The organism is Pseudomonas sp. NPDC087346, assembly GCF_044744235.1.
Taxonomy (GTDB): domain Bacteria; phylum Pseudomonadota; class Gammaproteobacteria; order Pseudomonadales; family Pseudomonadaceae; genus Aquipseudomonas.
Window position 1 is genome coordinate 206,945 of the sequence record NZ_JBIUXX010000003.1, and the last position, 19,425, is coordinate 226,369.

General features: G+C 56.4%; 14 protein-coding genes. 5 read left to right on the forward strand and 9 right to left on the reverse strand.

From position 1 onward, the window contains the following. Positions 1 to 77: 77 nt before the first annotated feature. From ACIOZM_RS03580 to ACIOZM_RS03600, 5 genes are all read right to left on the reverse strand, one after another. The gene (locus ACIOZM_RS03580; RefSeq protein WP_401209652.1) at positions 78 to 1,055 is read right to left on the reverse strand and encodes a 2-hydroxyacid dehydrogenase; all 978 of its coding nucleotides are present in this window, start codon (positions 1,053 to 1,055) and stop codon (positions 78 to 80) included. A gap of 19 nt (positions 1,056 to 1,074) precedes the next feature. Continuing rightward, on the reverse strand, positions 1,075 to 2,373 hold the full coding sequence (locus tag ACIOZM_RS03585) for an MFS transporter (RefSeq protein WP_401209655.1): 1,299 nt from the start codon (positions 2,371 to 2,373) through the stop codon (positions 1,075 to 1,077). A gap of 79 nt (positions 2,374 to 2,452) precedes the next feature. Next, the gene (locus ACIOZM_RS03590; protein WP_401209658.1) at positions 2,453 to 3,457 is read right to left on the reverse strand and encodes a sugar kinase; all 1,005 of its coding nucleotides are present in this window, start codon (positions 3,455 to 3,457) and stop codon (positions 2,453 to 2,455) included. Then, positions 3,450 to 4,232, reverse strand: coding sequence for a sugar phosphate isomerase/epimerase family protein (locus ACIOZM_RS03595; protein WP_401209660.1), 783 nt, complete (start codon positions 4,230 to 4,232; stop codon positions 3,450 to 3,452). Before ACIOZM_RS03595 ends, ACIOZM_RS03590 begins: the two co-directional genes overlap by 8 nt. A 178-nt stretch (positions 4,233 to 4,410) precedes the next feature. After that, on the reverse strand, positions 4,411 to 5,439 hold the full coding sequence (locus tag ACIOZM_RS03600) for a LacI family DNA-binding transcriptional regulator (protein WP_401209663.1): 1,029 nt from the start codon (positions 5,437 to 5,439) through the stop codon (positions 4,411 to 4,413). A gap of 201 nt (positions 5,440 to 5,640) precedes the next feature. Here ACIOZM_RS03600 and ACIOZM_RS03605 point away from each other — a divergent pair, with 201 nt between their 5' ends. The 3 genes from ACIOZM_RS03605 to ACIOZM_RS03615 all read left to right on the forward strand — a co-directional run bounded on the left by ACIOZM_RS03605 (position 5,641) and on the right by ACIOZM_RS03615 (position 11,209). Then, positions 5,641 to 6,468, forward strand: coding sequence for a hypothetical protein (locus tag ACIOZM_RS03605; protein ID WP_401209665.1), 828 nt, complete (start codon positions 5,641 to 5,643; stop codon positions 6,466 to 6,468). A 144-nt stretch (positions 6,469 to 6,612) separates the two neighbouring features. Next, positions 6,613 to 8,625 (forward strand): hypothetical protein, encoded by a 2,013-nt coding sequence (locus ACIOZM_RS03610; RefSeq protein WP_401209667.1) that lies wholly within the window; start codon positions 6,613 to 6,615, stop codon positions 8,623 to 8,625. A gap of 196 nt (positions 8,626 to 8,821) precedes the next feature. Next, the gene (locus ACIOZM_RS03615) at positions 8,822 to 11,209 is read left to right on the forward strand and encodes an autotransporter outer membrane beta-barrel domain-containing protein (RefSeq protein ID WP_401209669.1); all 2,388 of its coding nucleotides are present in this window, start codon (positions 8,822 to 8,824) and stop codon (positions 11,207 to 11,209) included. Positions 11,210 to 11,266: 57 nt separating this feature from the next. Here ACIOZM_RS03615 and ACIOZM_RS03620 read toward each other — a convergent pair whose 3' ends face one another. The 4 genes from ACIOZM_RS03620 to ACIOZM_RS03635 all read right to left on the reverse strand — a co-directional run bounded on the left by ACIOZM_RS03620 (position 11,267) and on the right by ACIOZM_RS03635 (position 17,021). Continuing rightward, positions 11,267 to 11,737: a hypothetical protein gene (locus ACIOZM_RS03620; protein ID WP_401209672.1), complete on the reverse strand. Its 471-nt coding sequence runs from the start codon at positions 11,735 to 11,737 to the stop codon at positions 11,267 to 11,269. A 193-nt stretch (positions 11,738 to 11,930) separates the two neighbouring features. Next, positions 11,931 to 12,572, reverse strand: a complete 642-nt coding sequence (locus ACIOZM_RS03625) for a DUF1345 domain-containing protein (RefSeq protein WP_401209675.1) — start codon at positions 12,570 to 12,572, stop codon at positions 11,931 to 11,933. A 177-nt stretch (positions 12,573 to 12,749) separates the two neighbouring features. After that, complete coding sequence (locus tag ACIOZM_RS03630) at positions 12,750 to 15,848, reverse strand: multidrug efflux RND transporter permease subunit (RefSeq protein WP_401209677.1); 3,099 nt, start codon at positions 15,846 to 15,848, stop codon at positions 12,750 to 12,752. A gap of 15 nt (positions 15,849 to 15,863) precedes the next feature. Continuing rightward, positions 15,864 to 17,021 carry an efflux RND transporter periplasmic adaptor subunit gene (locus ACIOZM_RS03635; protein ID WP_401209680.1) on the reverse strand — a complete coding sequence of 386 codons (1,158 nt, stop codon included), beginning with the start codon at positions 17,019 to 17,021 and terminating at the stop codon, positions 15,864 to 15,866. A gap of 265 nt (positions 17,022 to 17,286) precedes the next feature. Between ACIOZM_RS03635 and ACIOZM_RS03640 the strand changes: the two genes are divergently transcribed. Continuing rightward, positions 17,287 to 17,988 (forward strand): response regulator, encoded by a 702-nt coding sequence (locus ACIOZM_RS03640; RefSeq protein WP_401209683.1) that lies wholly within the window; start codon positions 17,287 to 17,289, stop codon positions 17,986 to 17,988. Between the two features lie 4 nt (positions 17,989 to 17,992). Next, the gene (locus ACIOZM_RS03645; RefSeq protein ID WP_401209686.1) at positions 17,993 to 19,294 is read left to right on the forward strand and encodes an ATP-binding protein; all 1,302 of its coding nucleotides are present in this window, start codon (positions 17,993 to 17,995) and stop codon (positions 19,292 to 19,294) included. The last annotated feature ends 131 nt before the right edge of the window (positions 19,295 to 19,425 follow it).

Sequence of the window (19,425 nt, forward strand, 5' to 3'; positions counted from 1 at the left end):
CATAACATTTGTGAACGACACAAAACCCTGTGGGAGCTGGCTTGCCAGCGAAGAGGTCCAGTCAGGCACTGATAATCTCAGCCCTGCCACACCGATGGGTTCACCAGATTCGCTGGCTTCTGCCCAGCCAAAGCCGCCAACAGATTCTCCACCGCACACCGCGCCATCGCCTCCCGCGTCTCATGCGTAGCCGAGCCGATATGCGGTGTCGCCACCACGTTGCTCAACTGCAACAACGGCGAATCATGATTCAGCGGTTCACGTTCAAACACATCCAGCCCCGCCGCGCGAATCCGCTGAAGACGCAACGCATCGATCAGCGCCGCTTCATCAACCACTTTGCCCCGCGAGATATTGATGAAGATGCTCTCCGGACGCATCAGCGCAAACTGTTCGGCGCCGATCAAGCCCTCGGTCTGCGCGGTCAGCGGCAATGTCAGGCAGACAAAATCTGCCTTTTGCAGCAACTCTTCGAGGCTGCGGTACTGCGCAGAAAAACGTTCTTCGACCGCAGGCTTGCGTGACTGGCTGTGATAGATCACCGGCATGCCGAAACCGAAATGCCCGCGCTGCGCCAAGGCTTCACCGATCCGGCCCATACCGATAATGCCCAGCGTTTTGCCATGCACATCAGTGCCGAAATGCGCCGGGCCAATGTTGCGATGCCATTGACCGCTGCGCACCATGTTCGCCAGTTCCACCACGCGCCGTGCTGCGGCGAGGATTAGCGCGAAACCTGTGTCGGCCGTGGTTTCAGTCAGCACATCTGGGGTGTTGCTCAGCAGAATCTTGCGTTGGGTCAAATAGTCGATGTCGTAGTTGTCGACGCCCACCGAGACACTTGCGATCGCTTCCAGTTGCGGCGCCAGATCGAGCAGCGCGGCATCCAGTTTCAGGCTGGCACCGAGCAAGCCCTGGGCGCGGGGCAGGGCGTCGCGGAGCTTCATCAAGCCTTGATTGTCGAGGCTTTCGATCAGCGTCACCTCGGTCTGTTGTTGCAGACGCGCCATCAGTTCTGGCGAGAGTTTCTTGTACAGCACAACCTGCTTTTTCATGGTGATTGTCTCTTTCAATTCAGGAGTGCGCCGGCGTGTGGCGCGGCGCAGCAGCTTTAACCACGACGCGATCACTGGCGCCGGGCTTGAGGAAAATTGTCAGCACCACCGACAGCAGCAGCGCGCCGCTCATCAACAGATACGAAGCACCGGGCGAGCCGGTGGTGCTGTTCAGATAACCGACCAGATACGAACCGCCGAACGAGCCAAGCGCGCCCATGCTGTTGATCAGCGCCATCGCGCCGCCAGCAACGTTGGCCGGAAGGATCTCGGGAACGATGGCGAAAAACGGCCCGTACGGTGCGTACATGCAAGCGCCGGCAATCACCAGCAAGGTGTAGGACCACCAGAAATGCTCGGCGCCGAGTGCATATGAACCGTAGAAAGCAATCGAGGCAATCAACAGCGGCGGCCAGACGAAGCGTTTGCGCTTCTGCAATTTGTCCGAGCCCCACGACACGGCGAGCATGCCGATCACCGCCGCCAGATACGGCAGCGCCGACAACCAACCGGCCTCAACCATGTCCATTTGCAAACCAGACTTGAGGATCGACGGCAGCCACAAAACGAAGCCATAGACGCCGATGCTCCAGCAGAAAAATTGCAGAGCCAGAATGATTACCTTAGGCGAGCGGAACGCCTCGGCGTAGTTCTTCACTGCTTTGATTCCGACCTGTTCGGCAGCCAATGCGCTTTCCAGATCCTGTTTTTCCTGCTCGGTCAGCCACTTGGCCTCGGCCGGACGATCATCGGCCAGCTTCCACCAGATAAACGCCCAGATCACTGCTGGCAGACCTTCGATGATGAACATCCAGCGCCAACTGAAATGCTGCACCAGATAACCCGAGACCACCGACATCCACAGCATGGTCACCGGGTTGCCGAGGATCAGAAAGGTGTTGGCCCGCGAGCGTTCGGCACGGGTGAACCAGTGGCACAGATAGACCAGCATCGCCGGCATCACTGCGGCTTCGACCACGCCGAGCATGAAGCGAATCACGATCAGCCAGTAAGCGTTTGAGACCACGCCGGTCAGCGTCGCGAGCCCGCCCCAGAGGATCAGGCTGACGAAAATCAGTTTCTTCACACTGTGTTTCTGCGCGTACATCGCGCCGGGCACCTGAAAGAAAAAATAGCCGAGGAAGAACAGCGCGCCGAGCAGCGATGACAGGCCCGGGGTGATCATCAGGTCGGCGGCCATGCCGGATGCAGCGGCGAAACCATAGTTGGCACGATCGAGGTACGCCAGGCTGTAGGTGATGAACACGATCGGCATGATGTACCACCAGCGGCGGGCGGCGAGGGTTGCGGTTTTCATAGTGTTGCTCCTGAGCTTGTTGTTTTTGTCGCAGCAGGTTCAATAAATCGGTTGCTGGGCTGGCCTAATCGCTAGCAGGCTAGCTCCCACAGCGTTGTGTGAATGCCTCCGTGACCATGTGGGAGCCAGCCTGCTGGCGATTGGCGGCTGCAAATTCAGCAGAGAGTTCTGATCGGGTCGGCAGACCCTCCATATCGCCACGGCTCTGCACCGCACGGCTACCAATCCAGTTCGCCCGCTGCACCGCCTCGGCAAAACTCTGGTGCTCCAGTAACGCACTGATCATCCCGACGGCAAACCCATCACCCGCACCAACCGTGTCGACGACAGTTGCCACCGGCACGCCGGCAACAAATCCCTGATCCAGATGCGTACGGTAATAAGCGCCCTCCGGCCCAAGTTTGATTGCCACCGCTTCGGCGCCCTGATCCAGATAAAACGCGGCAATGTCCGCCGGGTCTTCAAACCCGGTCAGCAAGCGGCCTTCGCTCAAACCCGGCAGCACCCAATGGGCGAGGGTGGCAAGACGATTGATCTCGCGGATCATTTCGTGCTCACTGGCCCACAGGCTCGGGCGCAGATTGGGATCGAACGACACGCTGCGCCCGGCATCACGCATTCGGGACATCAACTCGAACGACATTTCCCGCGCCGAGGTCGACAGCGCCGGTGGAATACCGGTCGCGTGCAGGTGGCGAGCGTTGAGCAAGGTGTCAGTGATCGACTGTGGCGACAGCCGACTGGCCGCCGAACCACGACGGAAATACTCGACCTGCGGGTCGCTGCCGTCGTCATTGCGCGACTTGAACTGAAACCCGGTCGGATGCGCTGGATCAACTTCCACAGCGCTGCAATCCAGACCTTCGCCAGCCAGGGTTTCAAGAACAAACCGTCCCAGCGAATCAGCCCCGACCCGGCTCAGCCACTTCACGCTGAAACCCAGACGCGACAGACCGATAGCCACGTTGCTGTCAGCCCCGGCAATCCGCTTGTGGAACTGCTCGACCGCTGCCAGATCACCGGTTTGTTCGGCGACAAACATCGCCATGGTTTCGCCAAACGACAGAATATCGATCTCAGACATGGGCAGGCTCCAGACGGGATTGGCCGAGGCGGGCGAGGGTGGCGACGTGTTCTGTGGTCAACGCCACCAGCTCCTCACCCTGCAACGGGTATTCGGCAGCGCGCATAACGCCTTGGGCCATGTGCCGCAGCAGTTGTTCCCACAAATGCAGGTCTGTGGCGGCGGGCGGTATCGCCACCAGTTTGCCGTCGGCGCGACGGGCTACGGCTTTGCAATGCACATAACCGACGTGGCGCCCGAGCAGGCGTGCAGCGCTGGCAGCGGATTGGTCCTGCCACTGCCAGTTACCGATGTCGAAGGTCATTTTGATCGGCAGGTTGTGTTGCTCGACAGCAGTGAAGAAGCGCTGGAAAGGTTCGATACGACCGCCGTGCAGGGTCTGGTCGTTTTCCACCAGCAATTGCACCGGGCTCTGTTTCAAGCGTTGGCCTAGGGCTTGAAGATCGTTGTTGTCGGTGAAGTATCCGAGGGAGACTTTCAGCCACTTCGAGCCGAATTCCTCGGCATGCTGCAACGCGTTGATCAGTTCCGGATTAGGCTGCGCGTGCCCGGCGAGCCACAGCTCGGTCGGTGACGAATAGATACTTTGCAAGCCATGGATACGAGTGCTTTCGGCGAGTTGCACCGGGTCTTCGCGGGTCAGCAGTTCTTCGCGCCACTCGATGCGATCAGCGCCGGCAGCAGCCAGCACCTCGATAAAAGAACCTTGGCCACGTTGGCGCACAAGCTCGGCACCGTAGCTGGAAAGGCTGATGGAAACGGCAGGTTTATTCATTGTTATTTACCTCTGAAACCGGTTTCATTTTTGTTCAAAAAAATATCAGGTAATTCTGTATTGGCCTTTCGGGCCTCATCGCTGGCAAGCCAGCTCCCACAGTGTCTTGGGGTGTTTGATCGATAGCATTAACACCACAAAACCCTGTGGGAGCTGGCTTGCCAGCGAAGGCGTCAGATCAGCCACCACCAATTCCTTGAGTAGAACCCCGCTCAACCAGCACCGGCACAAAATCCAGCACCTGCGCTTCACTCACATCACCTCGTAGCCGCTTGAGCAAACACTCAAACGCCCGCGCACCAATCTCCGCAGTCGGCTGGGCGAGGGCAGTAATCCCGCTGCCCACCAGCGGATACCAATCCAGATCATCCAGGGCGATCAGCCCGACATCCTCAAACAACTCGCAGCCGATTTCACGCAGCGCACGGGTGGCGGCCAACGCGGCCACACCATTGGCGCAAAAAAGTGCCTTGGGCCCGATATCGGGAGTGTTTAAAAAAGTTTGAAGACCGGCAACAAGTGCATCACCGGTTTCGAGCACGGCTCCGCACAGCAGCGGGCGATGGGTGGTCTGTGCCTGAAAACCATTAACGCGTTCGATCCGCGAACTGGTGCCGTCGTGAGGTTCAGTCACCAGCAGCAGATCGCGATAGCCACGTTGTTCAAGGTGAGCCAGCGCCATTTCCACTGCCTGCGAATTATTCAGCCCGACCATGTCGCTATCCAGGTCTTCAACCCGGCGATCCACCAATACCAGCGGCATCTCTCGCTGTAATTCATGCAACTCATCGCGGTGATGGCCGAGGGTGTTCACGATCAGCCCTTCGATGTTGTACGACCGCAGCAGCGCCAGATGCTGGCGTTCCTGTTCGTCATCGCGGTCGGTGTTGCACACCACCAGGCTGTAGCCGTGCGCACGGCAGGCGGTTTCCACCCCATGCATCACGGCAATCGAATAAGGGTTGCGAATATCCGCCACGAGCATGCCGATCAGGCGAGTGCGCCCGCGTTTCAAGCCTCGGGCCATCTGGTTAGGGCGATAGCCGAGTTCGTTGATTGCCTGCTCGATGCGCAGGGCGATGGCGTCGGAGAGCAGGGCGCGGTCGTCGCCGATATAACGCGAGACGCTGGCCTTGGATACGCCTGCGCGTTCCGCAACATTGAGCATGGTCACGCGGCTGCGCTGGGCGGCGGAGAAGTTATTCACTATGAAACCTTCGTTCTTATTTGGTGATGAAACCGGTTTCAGTGGACCTCAACCTTGGAAAATCGTCAAGTGGATAACCAGGGCGCATGACGAGCGCAGCCGACGGACGGTGTCGATGCCTGTCAGATCTGACAGTAGGCAAAACCACGGTATGAGCATCTAATTTCATCAACCACCGATTTGGATCCTCAGGAATCAGCCATGTCGATCAGTAAGGGTAAATCATCGAGCCGCCTGCTTGCCCCACCTCCGACGGTGGACGATGTACCGGATAGCGATCCGGACGGGAACGTGCCAGCAAAGGTCCTGATCAACGGCGGGACTGCAAGAGTGCCCCGTTGGCCTAACTACGCTGATCAACTCGGGAAAGCGGATGAACTCACTGTTTACTGGGTCCAGGGCGGAATAACTAAAACTATCTACCAGCAGGTCAAAGACGGACCTATTACCGAGGTTGAGTTTGAGATACCGCTGGACGCCAGTCTTTTTTCTAACGACGGCATCGCACATCTTTATTATTCCGTCAGAGCAGTTAAACCATTTCCGAGTAATAAGCTTAATTCTTTTGAAAAGAAAATGACCATCGATCACAGCATCATTCCTTTGCCGGTTTTGTTGGCGCCGGAATTTCCGGATGCAAATATTTGGGGTTATCTGAATTGTGCTGCGGAGCGTCCAATCTGGGATGGAATATTCGTTTTTATACGTTTTCAGGGCTTCAAGAAAGATGATGTTTGTGAAAGTGTCTGGAGGGGCTTTTCAAGTTTGAATGGAGTAGAGGAGTCTTATGTTGCAGGCACTCGTGGAGAGTTTAGTTATACTTTGACCGAAGAGGATGAAGAAAATATCAACGGTTTTGAGTTGCTCCCAATACCATTTATCCCACATTCAGAGCCTTTGGTAAATAGCTGCTCCGGGACGGTGGTGTATAAGATAAATAGAGCGGGTGTATATATAGGTCAGTCTGATATTGGGCTGGTCAGGGTTGACCGTACTATTTCTGGTGGGGAGCCCTGTGGGCCGCCATGAACAATATGTCTCTCTCGTGAGCGTTGTTTGGTGTTCGTGGCTGTGAGCACGCGTTAGTGCTCTTGGCTAATGGATGTTGTTGCACTTGTGTTTGGCAGTACCTTGATCTCGTGCGTCGTACGAAAACAACTTGGAGGTTTGCAAATGAATGCGAAACAAAAGCTTGGTGAAATTGATCGGTCAGCACTTCAAACCCGATCAGTTGGACCTAAGGCCGGTTTGCCACCGACAGTGCTTGATAAAGTGAGTGATGCAGATAACCGGATAGTTGCAGCAAAGCTGGTGCCTGGCGGATCGATTCGCCTGGAATTAAGCCTATGGGAAATTCAGGTGGACGATGACCACGTGGAGGTCAGCACGACTCGCGCCGGTACCGGTAACTGGGTGGTCCAGCATAGCTTCGATGCCGGTCCTGTCGCAGGGCGGCCAACTACCTATGAAGTGACAATTCCAGCCGATGTTCATGTCGAGGACAATCCACCTGCTACACCCACCGCCTGGTGGGTCCGGTATCGCGTGAGACCTCCTTTTGGCAACGCTTGGGCGTCGGACTCAGCGACTTTCATTGCTGACCGTCGTGCCCCTTACCAAGCTGTTCCGGGCGGTCCGAAATCACGTCCGCCGGTGCCTGTACTGCCTCTATTGTCTCCCGGTGATGTCATCGATGAGGATTTTATTGCGCGCAATCAAGCAGGTATGGTGGTTACGTTTCCAATCACTTATCTAAACAGGATTGCGGCTGACAGAATTCTGTTTTATATCAGTGAAACGTATTCAGCTATAAATCCCGACCCACCTCTTTATGAGGGGGTTTTCACCGATGCGTCAGACGTCGGGACTTTCACCGTCGATATTGAAAAGGTAAAACAGCTGAGTTCAAAAGCAATCTATGCTTACTTAATTCTGGATGACGGCGCGGGCGTTCCGGGTAATCGTAGTGCATTGTCCTCCGCCAAAGGATTGAAAGTCAGCTTCAAACCATTACCGGTTCTTGACGATCCGATTGTCCCACTCGCAATAACAGATAAGCTGATTGACCTCAAGGATTGTGGAGTGGGTGTCAAGATTTCGCTGAAAAAAGTTGCGAATGTGTTGGATGATGATGAAGTACGGCTTACATGGAACAACGAGGATTTAGGCACGGAACAATTTGGCGTGAACGATCCACATGAACGGGTTGTTCCATATGCCGCAATCGAGGCTTCATATTATGAGGGCGGTACGGATACTGAAACGGATGTTGCCGTCAAGGTAGAAGCTACATTGTTGCGCGGCCCGTCAACAGTGAGCACTTCATTTCTTGATGATTTCTTTGAGAATGTTTATTCCCCAGGGCCGATCAATCCGGTAGATCCGCCAGCGCCTAATACTCAACTGGATGAGCCTCATATTACAAGCACCGCGGTAAATGATGTACTTGAACCTGTGGATTACAATGACGATCAAGAAGTAACCATCACACTCCCGAGTGATCCAGATAAACCGGTAAAAGACGGCCAGCAAATTTTCGTAGAATACGCCGGTGAGCGGTTTGGTCCGGTGTTTCTGAAAGTCGGAGATACTTCCGTCGATGTTCCTTTGCTTTGGGCAACGATTGATAAAGGTGGCATCGGTCCGAATAAACCGCTTCAGTGGTTCTGGTCTGACATTGGTGGTGTCAACGAAAATATATCTCCCATCACAATGGTTACCAACAACGCCCTCGTCGTCGAGTTGGATTCGCCGAAGGTCGAGAGAGAGTACGAGGATGAGGACATCATTCTTTGTGATGATCTCAAGGAAGCGGACTTTGGCTTGAAAGTTCGCATTCCAGGCAATCCGACTCATCTACAGCCTGGCAGGAATGTCTTTCTGCATGCCCAGGGTTACCGGGATGCAGCGATGACAGAGGAGTCGCCGGATACCGATTTCAAGTCGGACCCACATTCTGTTGTCGGTACAGAGGGGACTGACGGCTTCGATATGTTCATTCCTTATGACCCCGAAATCAGAAATATTCCGGTACCGCCACCAGACCCGGTTGTGCCGGGCAATTACCTGGGCTGGTGGATCATCTGGTACACGGTAGAGATCAGCGGCACTGAATACCCGTCAGACGAGTTTAAAAGCAGGATCAGTCTGGTCAATCCGCATGGGGAATACTGCGAGGATGCTTAAAAGCTCAGCCTGCAGAGGCCCGTCACGGCATAGAGCGATGCGTTTTCGTGGCGGGCGCCGCATAGGCTGGTTCACTCACACTTAAAGGAAATGTCCGACTGATCGGCAGACTTCTCCTACATCGAGCTTCCCTCAGGATCAGTAAGCTTCCCGGCCTTGGTAAGGCGTTTCCGATGTAGACCGCCGAACCTTCCTTTTGAAGTTGATATTGGTGGTTCTCATGTGGCCGAAAGACAATTCCCTTGTACGGCATCATATTCTTCGTGGATTTCCTTATCTCGCCCTTCTCCTGTTGTCCGCGCCTCATGCACAGGCTCGCGCACTTAATCCCGGAGAACTGGAAACGATCTCGCCTGCGTCGGCAGCGGAAAGCTGGCAGCTGGCGAACGGATCGATCTTGACCAGCAATGGAGCCAGCACACTGGACATAACGATTCAGGGGGGGACGCTGAATGCCACCGGAGGCCAGACCCAGACAATTGGTGCCGTCGATGGTGGAATGGTCAACCTCGATAACGTCACGGTGACCGGTGTCGGGGGCTTCGTTACCTTGTCACTGGAGAATAGCTTTGCGGTTATTTCGGGATCGACGATTTCCGGTCGGGCAATCGGCTTACAAGCCGTGCGGGATGTCGATACCCAAACCGGCTCAAGGGTAGATATGCGCGACAGCACCGTTCGCGGCACTACCGGTGGGGCCTTTACGACTGCATACAGTGTCTTGAACCTGGCGAACAGTACTCTGGAAGGTACCGGCGCTTCGAGTTTTGGCCTCACGCTGGCCGGCGGCTCTGCGAATCTGAGCACTGGCTCAAAGATTATTGGTGGTCTCAATGGTGTTGTTTATCAACGAGATGGCACGGATGAACAGTTGAGCAAGCTGGTTCTCGACAACTCCAGTGTCGAGGGGAAAAGCGGAGCGGCGATCCTTGCAGATATCGCCAGCAATCCGCTGGGATCACTCGAAATCAGCGTATTGAATGGCTCCACGTTGATTGGCGGCAACGGCTCGATACTAGAAGTGGCAGGTGGGGCGTCCGTCGACTTCAATGTTGTCAACAGTAACCTCAACGGCAATGTTGTGGTGGCGTCTGGCAGCACAGCGACGGTCAGTCTCGACTCCAACGCTTCGTTGAAAGGGAATCTGCAGAATGTTTCCAGGCTAAGTCTGGACAATCAAAGTAGTTTTACCGGTAATTTTCAAGGCGAAGCAATCAAGGGTTCCAGTGTAACGCTTGACCATGGCTCGACATTTACCGGCGGCGTTGTAAATGTATCGAGTTTCGCTCTGAACAACTCGACCTGGGTCTTGACTGGCAATAACCAGGTGGGTCAGTTGGCCATGAATAACGGAACACTCGATTTTGCCAAGGGTGCGGGATTTTACCAACTGGATGTCGGTAACTTGTCCGGCGATGGCACCTTCAAGATGGCTACGGACTTTGGCGGTCGGCAGACAGACTTTCTGAATGTTACGGGTAACGCTACGGGCGACTATCAAATCAACGTTACTGCGACTGGCAGCAAGCCGTCGACCGCCGAGCCTATCCAATTGGTCAGAGTAGGCAGCGGTAATGCGAAGTTTGCTCTGGTCAACGGGGTCGTGGATGCCGGTGAGTTCACTTACAAGTTGTTTGATGAAGGCAACGGCTGGTTATTGCGACCAGACACTCAGGTCAGTACCAGCACTCGATCCGTATTAGCAATTGCCAATTCAGCCCCGACAATCATTGAGGCTGAGCGCACGTTGCTTAACACCCGGATGGGCGACAGGCGCCTCAACTCAGGGAATGGCGGTGTATGGACACGCACCTATGGTAACCGCTACAGCGTCAAGGACGGCTACGGTGATGGTTACAGCCAGTCACAGCAGGGCGTTGTATTCGGAGCCGATACGAAGCTGGCGAACACCGACTGGCTGGTCGGCGCGATAGTTGGCTACAGCCAAAGCAGCCTGGATCTGAAATACGGGAGCTCGGGTACTGTCGACAGTTACTCGCTGGGCGCTTATGCAACGAAATTCGACTCGCAAACCGGTTTCTACATTGATGCGGTCACGAAGATCAACCGCTTTGATAATCACCTGAAGGTCACCATGAGTGATGGTGTTCGCACTAAAGGCGACTATGACAGCTACGGTTTGAGTGGTTCGCTTGAAGTGGGAAAACAGTATCCTCTGAACGATCGGTGGTTCTTGGCTCCCTTTGCTCAGCTCAACGCGGCAGTTGTCTCGGGTAAACATTATTCCCTGGACAATGGTCTTGAGGTCGATAGCCAGTTGACTCGTTCACTTGTGGCCAAAGGCGGTCTCTATGTGGGAAGCGAAATGGATATGGGTAATGGACAGAAACTGCAACCGAGAGTCCGGGTCGCAATGGGGCACGAGTTCATCAAGGCAAATGAAGTAGAGGTCAACGAAAGCCGTTTCAACAACGATACTTCTGCGACCAGCGTTGAGCTGGCAGGTGGGGTCAACTGGGCTCTGCCAAATGGTGTGCAGTTGTTTGCCGAGGCAGGTTCAAGCCAAAGCAAGACCGTCAAGCAGGATTACAATCTGAGTGCCGGTATCAGTGTGGCATTCTGATCAGGCTTTGAATTAAAAAAGGAGGCAGCTGCCTCCTTTTTTGTTTTTGAAGATTTGCTATCGGCGTTGCGACCACTGTGCAGCCTGTAGATTAAACTCGAGAGTGAGTTCGTATGTCGTGACCGGATCAAGATCATCAGAAACCGTTGCACTGATGCTGCCTTGGATAGATGAGTTTTCCGAATCGAAAGTGAAAGCTGTGGTGGGGGCAGTCGTGGAATATTCTGATGGTGGGCTCTCAGCCGAATCGCTGTAGGTAACCATCACATCTGCATTGGCTAATTCAGGTTGGTAGTCGACCGGGTTTTTGAAAAGTATTACCCGGATGGTTTTAATCTGATTATTTATCGGATCACGATGTTCAGCCTTGATTGTCCAGCGAGGTGGTTCCCCCTCCTGTGGGTAACTGATTTGACTAAAGGTCGCTCTGAAATTCAACGGTTCACCTTTGTCGATAGACGCAGTGAACTCTACGGCACGGGTGGACCTGCCTTTTTGAAGCGTATCGAGTTTCTGTGCAGCGGTCATCAGCAGAATCTCCATCATTTATTGGGCGAGAGTCGGCCGCAGCTTGGTATCAACTCAGCCACGGAAGTTGCATCTGATCGCAATCCCACCCTGCATGTAAACTGTCATACCTGTCAGTTTACATTCGAGTATTTTTATGGTTTTTCTGCCTCGGTTATTTGCGTAACTTCGTGACTGCTTGCGGGTTTGATTATTAGCCAAACAGGCCGGCAGCAATATTGATCGAAAACCCCAGAATCGCTGTATTGAACACAAATCCGATCAACGATTGAGCCAACACGATCTTGCGAATGTCACGGGTAGCCACGCCGACATCGGCAGTCTGCACCGCCACGCCGATGGTGAACGAGAAATACAGGAAGTCCCAATAGTTGGGCGTGGTCAGGCCTTCGGCAAAGCGCAGGGCGGGTTCCTTGCCGTCCCATGTGTAAAACAGGCGGGCGTAATGCACGCAGAAAATCACCCCGATCAGCAGCCATGAGCCGATCACGGTCAATGCGGTGAAACCGTAGTGCAGCAGTTTGTGAGTAGCGTCCAGATCCTTGCTGCCGGCCAGTTCGAAGGTGATGGTGGCGAGACTGGCCAGCGCCGCGATACACACCACGAACAGCACCAGGCTGGCGTTCTCGTCTTCGACCTCGGCGATGCGTTTGACGTCAGGAGCTTTGGCACGGACGGTCAGCCAGAACATCAGGACCAGGTAGGCCCAGACGCCGGCGTTCCAGCCAATGAGGATTTTGCTGACAATTGAGTCGGCGGGTGCCAGAAGTCCGGTTGCAAGACCGAGCAGGAAAGCGGCTGACAGGCGAGGGTGGGTGCGGGCGAGGAAGCGCATGAGGACTCGTTGGGCCAGGGTGTGAGTACACCTTAGCCCAGCGCTGGTCGGTGTGACCACTGAGTTGATTGTTCGAAGAACATTGTGGGAGCTGGCTTGCCAGCGATGACGGCGGCAGGGTCAATCTGTCTGGCGACTGATCCACCGCTATCGCTGGCAAGCCAGCTCCCACAGGGACTAGTCGTGTCTGGTGAATCGTTGTACGAGCTTCATCACCACGACGAAGAACACCGGGACGAAGATCACCGCCAGCGTCGCCGTGATCATCCCGCCGATCACCCCGGTACCGATTGCTTGCTGACTCGCCGAGCTGGCACCCGTCGCGATAGCCAGCGGCACCACACCGAGAATGAATGCCAGCGACGTCATCACGATTGGCCGCAGGCGCAGGCGTGCCGCTTGCAGCGTGGCGTCGATCAGATCATGACCTTCGTCGTACAGGCTCTTGGCAAACTCAATGATCAGGATCGCGTTTTTCGCCGACAGACCGATGATGGTGATCAAGCCAACCTTGAAGAACACGTCATTCGGCATTCCACGGAAAGTTACCGCCAGCACCGCACCGAGCACGCCCAGTGGCACCACGAGCAATACCGATGTCGGAATCGACCAGCTCTCGTACAACGCTGCCAGACACAGGAACACGATCAGCAGCGATAAACCGAGCAGAATTGGCGCCTGACTGCCGGACAAACGCTCCTGTAACGACAGACCGGTCCATTCCTGGCCCAGGCCTTTCGGTCCTTGTGCAACCAGACGTTCGATTTCGGCCATGGCCTCGCCAGAGCTGTGCCCCGGCGTTGGTTCACCGGAAATCGAAATCGCCGGATAACCGTTGTAGCGGGTCAGTTGCGCCGGGCCTTGTGTCCATTTGGCCTGGACGAACGCTGACAACGGCACCATGTTGCCGGCGCTGTTGCGTACGTGCATCTTCAACAGGTCGTCGACCTGACTGCGATGGTCACCCTCGGCTTGCACCACGACGCGCTGCATCCGCCCCTGATTGGGGAAGTCGTTGATGTACGCCGAACCGACGGCGGTGGACAGTACGTTGCCGATGTCAGCGAACGACACGCCCAAGGCGTTCGCTTGTTTACGATCCACTTCCAGCTGCACTTGCGGTGCTTCGGCAAGAGCGCTTTCGCGCACATTCATCAGGATCGGGCTCTTCTCGGCAGCCGCGAGCAATTCAGTGCGCGCCTGCATCAGCGTGGCATGCCCAAGTCCGCCGCGATCCTGCAAGCGAAACTCGAAACCGCTGGAGGTACCCAGACCGTCTACTGGCGGTGGCAACACGGAGAACGCCATGGCGTCCTTGATCTGACTCAGAGCGATGTTGGCGCGATCAGCAATCGAGGTCGCCGAATCATCGCTGCTGCGCTGCGACCAGTCCTTCAGAGTGGTGAACGCCAGCGCCGCGTTCTGTCCGCTGCCGGAGAAGCTGAAACCCAGAATCACCACACTGTCGCTGACACCGGGCTCGCCGGCGTTGTGCGTTTCGATCTGTTGCGCAACCTGCACCGTACGATTCTTGGTTGCGCCCGGAGGCAGCTGAATGTCGGTGATGGTGTAACCCTGGTCCTCAACCGGCAGGAACGAGGAGGGCAGACGTGCAAAGCACAGACCCAGCCCCACCAGCAGCACCACGTAGATCAGCAGATAGCGCCCGGTACGTTTCAACGCGTAGCCAACCCAGCCCTGATAGCGATCGGTCAGTTGCTCGAAACGACGGTTGAACCAGCCAAAGAAGCCGCTTTTCTCGTGATGCTCCCCCTTGGCTATCGGCTTGAGCAAAGTGGCGCACAACGCCGGGGTCAGGGTCAGCGCGAGGAACGCCGAGAACAGGATCGAAGTCGCCATCGACAGCGAGAACTGTCGATAAATCACGCCGACGGAACCCTGCATGAACGCCATGGGAATGAACACGGCTACCAGCACCAGCGTAATACCGATGATCGCTCCGGTGATCTGGCCCATGGCTTTACGCGTCGCTTCCTTGGGCGACAGGCCTTCGGTGGCCATGATCCGCTCGACGTTTTCCACCACCACAATGGCGTCGTCCACCAGAATACCGATGGCCAAAACCATGCCGAACATGGTCAGCACGTTGATCGAGAAACCCAGCGCCAGCATGGTGGCGAAGGTACCCATCAGCGCCACCGGCACCACCAGCGTCGGAATCAGCGTGTAGCGGATGTTCTGCAGGAACAGAAACATCACCGCGAACACCAGCAGCATCGCTTCGCCGAGGGTGTACACGACTTTAGTGATCGAGACTTTGACGAACGGCGAAGTGTCGTACGGGATCTTGTATTCCACACCGGCCGGGAAGTAGCGCGAAAGCTCATCCATCTTCGCCCGGATCAGGGTCGCGGTTGCCAGAGCGTTGGCGCCTGGTGACAGCTGCACACCGACCGCGGTGGACGGCTTGCCATTCAGACGCGTGCCGAACTGGTATTCCTGACTGCCGATCTCGACCCGCGCCACATCGCCAATGCGAACAGTAGAACCGTCGGGATTGGCCTTGAGCACGATGTCGGCGAACTCTTGCGGAGTCGACAGTTGGCCTTTGACCAGAATCGTCGCAGTGATTTCCTGGGTAGACGGCGATGGCAGATCACCGATGCTGCCAGCGGAAACCTGAGCGTTTTGCGCGACGATGGCGGCGTTGACGTCAGCCGGCGTCAGGTTGAAACCGATCAGTTTTTGCGGGTCAATCCAGATGCGCATCGCGCGTTCGGCGCCATACAACTGGGCCTTGCCGACGCCATCCAGACGCTTGATTTCGTTCATCACGTTGCGCGCCAGATAATCGCTGAGCGCTACGTCATCAAGTTTGCCGTCACTGGAGGTCAGGGTGATCAGCAGCAGAAAACCCGACGAAACTTTCTCGACCTGCAAGCCTTGCTGGTTCACCGCTTGCGGCAGACGTGACTCGACCACTTTCAAGCGGTTCTGCACATCGACCTGAGCCATTTCCGGGTTGGTGCCGGGCTGGAAAGTCGCCTTGATGGTGGCGCTGCCCAGACTGCTCTGGGATTCGAAGTACAGCAGGTGATCGGCGCCGTTGAGTTCTTCCTCGATCAGGCTGACCACGCTTTCATCGACGGTTTGCGCCGATGCGCCGGGGTATACAGCATAGATTTCGATCTGCGGCGGTGCCACGTCGGGGTACTGCGCCACCGGCAATTGCGGAATGGCCAGCGCACCGGCCAACAGGATGAACAATGCGACTACCCAGGCAAACACCGGGCGGTCGATAAAGAACTGCGGCATATAAAAGCGTCCTGCTTACTGACCAGAGGTCTGGGCAAGTGGAAGAGGGGTGTCGTCGATCTGCACTTTCTCGCCGGGACGGGCATGTTGCACGCCTTCGATGACAACGCGGTCGCCGGGCTTGAGGCCACCGGTGACAATCCAGCGGTCGTTCTGCACGGCACCCAGTTGCACCGGTTGCAGGGCAACGCGCATCTGATCGTCAACCGTCAGGACTTGGGCAATACCGGCGCTGTCGCGCGAAATGGCGCGCTGCGGCACGGTGATGCCATGCTGAATGACCGCTTGTTCCAGACGTACGCGAATGAAACTGCCGGGCAGCAAATCGAGATCCGGATTGGGGAATTCGCTGCGCAGGATGATCTGACCGGTGCCTGGATCGACGGTGATGTCAGTGAACAGCAACTTGCCCGGCAGCGGATAAAGGCTGCCGTCGTCCTGAATCAATGTGGCCTTGATCTGATCCTGCCCGACCTGCTGCAACTGCCCGGAACGGAACGCCCGGCGCAGTTCGTTAAGCTCACGGGTCGATTGGGTCAGGTCAGCGTGGATCGGATTCAGTTGCTGGATCAGCGCCAGTGGCGTGGTCTCGTTCTGCCCGACCAGCGCGCCTTCAGTCACCAATGCGCGACCGATACGCCCGGAAATCGGCGCGGTGACGGTTGCATAGCCGAGGCTCAGCTTCGCTCGCTCGACGGCAGCCTTGTTGGCAGCAACGTCGGCGGCAGTTTGCAAGGCGTTGGCGCGGGCGTTGTCGTAGTCCTGAGCGCTGATGGCCTTGTCGTCGATCAACTGGGCGTAGCGCTGCTCCTGCAATTTCGCCTGAAAGGCATTGGCCTCGGCCTTGCGCAACGCGGCATCGGCGCTGTCGAGGTCAGCCTTGAACGGGGCAGGGTCGATGCGGAACAGCACGTCACCCTTTTTCACGTCGCTGCCTTCACGGAATTTGCGCTCCAGCACCACACCGGCAACCCGTGCGCGGACTTCGGCGATGCGTGGCGCGGCAATCCGCCCGCTCAGCTCGCTGCTGATTGACAGCGGGCTGGCTTCCAGCGTCTCGACCCGAACGGTGGCCAGCGGCGCCTGTTCTTCGTCTTTGGACGATGAGTCGCAGGCACTCAGTGTCAGCGCCATGGCGATCAGGCTGAGCCCGGCAAGCAGATTCTTCGACATGTACAACCCCCAGATTTAATGTCCGCATCCTACGGGCAGGTGCGCAGATTAGCGGTGAAGCTTTGTAGGCGCTGTGTGAAATTGTGTAAGGGTTTTACTCAGGGACGGGTGAGGGCGTATATCCTTTACGCCTTGAAATTTATTGCGACAGATAAAGACATCGCGAGCAGGCTCACTCCTACTCTGGAATGCAATCCCCTGTAGGAGTGAGCCTGCTCGCGATAGCGCCTTGACGGTCGCCACCGCACTCTCTGGAACACCCCCAATGCCCAACATCCTCCTGGTCGAAGACGACACCGCCCTCGCCGAACTGATTTCCAGCTACCTGGAACGCAACGGATATTCCGTCAACGTTATCGGCCGTGGTGACCATGTACGTGAGCGGGCACGGATCAATCCGCCGGATCTGGTGATTCTCGACCTGATGCTGCCGGGGCTCGATGGTTTGCAAGTCTGCCGTTTGCTGCGCGCCGATTCGGCAACGCTGCCAATCCTGATGCTGACCGCCCGCGACGACAGTCACGATCAGGTGCTGGGCCTGGAAATGGGCGCCGACGATTATGTGACCAAACCGTGCGAGCCACGGGTGTTGCTGGCTCGGGTGCGCACTTTGTTGCGTCGCAGCAGCCTCGGCGAACCGCTGACCGTCAACGACCGCATCGTCATGGGCAATCTGTGCATCGACCTGTCGGAGCGCACCGTGACCTGGCGCGAGCAACCGGTGGAACTGTCCAGCGGCGAATATAACTTGCTGGTGGTTCTGGCCCGACACGCCGGCGAAGTGCTCAGCCGTGACCAGATTCTGCAACGTCTGCGCGGCATCGAATTCAACGGCACCGACCGCTCGGTTGACGTGGCGATCTCCAAGCTGCGGCGCAAGTTCGACGACCACGCCGGTGAGGCGCGCAAGATCAAGACTGTGTGGGGCAAGGGTTATCTGTTCAGCCGCTCCGAGTGGGAATGCTGAATCGATGTTCAGAATCCTCTTTCGCCTCTATCTGGTAACGATTGTCTCGTACAGCGCGGCGATCTATCTGGTGCCGGATCTGGTGGTGATGGCGTTCAGGGAGCGATTTGTCACCTACAACCTCGATTACTCGCGAGGCTTGCAGTCGCTGATCACCCGCCAGTTTCACGCGGTGCCGAAAGAGCAATGGCCAGCGCTGGCGGAGTCGATGGACAAGGACTTCCAGCCGCTGCACATCGTCCTCGGGCGCATCGATGATGCCGAGTTCACCGACATTGAACGTGAGCGCCTGCAATCGGGCGAAAACGTCGTACGTATTGGTGACTGGGGTTGGCGCACGCTGGCGGTAACGCCGCTGGATGACGTTTCCGTTGTGCAAATGGTGGTGCCACCGGACCCGATGGACGTCAATTTGTTGTACTGGAGCATTAACGTGCTGATCGGTGCGACCATGCTCGCCTGCCTGTTGCTGTGGTTGCGTCCACACTGGCGTGATCTGGAACGGCTCAAAGGCGCAGCCGAACGGTTCGGCAAGGGCCATTTGAGCGAACGCACGAAAATCGCTCCGAGTTCCAACATCGGTAGTCTGGCCAACGTTTTCGACACCATGGCGGGCGACATTGAAAACCTGCTCAATCAGCAGCGCGACTTGCTCAACGCTGTGTCCCACGAACTGCGCACGCCACTGACACGTCTGGATTTCGGCCTGGCATTGGCGCTGTCCGATGATTTGCCGGCCGCCAGCCGAGAGCGCCTGCAAGGGTTGGTCGCGCACATTCGTGAGCTGGATGAGTTGGTTCTGGAGTTGTTGTCCTACAGCCGCTTGCAGAATCCGGCGCAATTGCCCGAGCAGGTCGAGGTGTCGCTGGATGAGTTCATCGACAGCATTTTGGGCAGTGTCGATGAGGAACTGGAGTCGCCAGAAATCGTTATCGACGTGTTGTTGCATGGTCAACTCGAACGCTTTTCGCTTGATCCGCGTTTGACTGCCCGGGCTATTCAGAACCTGCTGCGCAATGCCATGCGCTACTGCGAAAAGCGCATTCAGATTGGCGTGCAGGTTTGCCCCGACGGTTGCGGTATCTGGGTCGATGACGATGGCATCGGCATACCTGATGATGAGCGCGAGCGGATTTTCGAACCGTTTTATCGACTGGATCGCAGTCGGGATCGGGCCACTGGTGGGTTTGGTTTGGGCTTGGCGATCAGTCGCCGCGCCCTGGAAGCTCAGGGTGGAACGCTGACAGTTGAAGCCTCACCGCTAGGCGGTGCCCGATTCAGACTATGGTTGCCAACCCCAACCTGAGAACCAAAACCTGTAGGAGCTCACGAGTGAAACGAGGCAGAGATCTTTTGATATTTTTTTTTAAGAAAAGTCAAAAGATCGCAGCGTGCCGCAGCTCCTAGTGGGCTGGTTGGTTGGTCAGATGTGTTCCG

What these genes read in the sequence shown, in the direction of transcription:
- ACIOZM_RS03640 (WP_401209683.1), top strand. Translation starts at nt 17,287, where the DNA reads ATGCCCAACATCCTCCTGGTCGAAGACGACACCGCCCTCGCCGAACTG.
- ACIOZM_RS03610 (WP_401209667.1), top strand. Translation starts at nt 6,613, where the DNA reads ATGAATGCGAAACAAAAGCTTGGTGAAATTGATCGGTCAGCACTTCAA.
- ACIOZM_RS03620 (WP_401209672.1), bottom strand. Translation starts at nt 11,737, where the DNA reads ATGACCGCTGCACAGAAACTCGATACGCTTCAAAAAGGCAGGTCCACC.
- ACIOZM_RS03585 (WP_401209655.1), bottom strand. Translation starts at nt 2,373, where the DNA reads ATGAAAACCGCAACCCTCGCCGCCCGCCGCTGGTGGTACATCATGCCG.
- ACIOZM_RS03580 (WP_401209652.1), bottom strand. Translation starts at nt 1,055, where the DNA reads ATGAAAAAGCAGGTTGTGCTGTACAAGAAACTCTCGCCAGAACTGATG.
- ACIOZM_RS03645 (WP_401209686.1), top strand. Translation starts at nt 17,993, where the DNA reads ATGTTCAGAATCCTCTTTCGCCTCTATCTGGTAACGATTGTCTCGTAC.
- ACIOZM_RS03605 (WP_401209665.1), top strand. Translation starts at nt 5,641, where the DNA reads ATGTCGATCAGTAAGGGTAAATCATCGAGCCGCCTGCTTGCCCCACCT.
- ACIOZM_RS03630 (WP_401209677.1), bottom strand. Translation starts at nt 15,848, where the DNA reads ATGCCGCAGTTCTTTATCGACCGCCCGGTGTTTGCCTGGGTAGTCGCA.
- ACIOZM_RS03625 (WP_401209675.1), bottom strand. Translation starts at nt 12,572, where the DNA reads ATGCGCTTCCTCGCCCGCACCCACCCTCGCCTGTCAGCCGCTTTCCTG.
- ACIOZM_RS03635 (WP_401209680.1), bottom strand. Translation starts at nt 17,021, where the DNA reads ATGTCGAAGAATCTGCTTGCCGGGCTCAGCCTGATCGCCATGGCGCTG.
- ACIOZM_RS03590 (WP_401209658.1), bottom strand. Translation starts at nt 3,457, where the DNA reads ATGTCTGAGATCGATATTCTGTCGTTTGGCGAAACCATGGCGATGTTT.
- ACIOZM_RS03595 (WP_401209660.1), bottom strand. Translation starts at nt 4,232, where the DNA reads ATGAATAAACCTGCCGTTTCCATCAGCCTTTCCAGCTACGGTGCCGAG.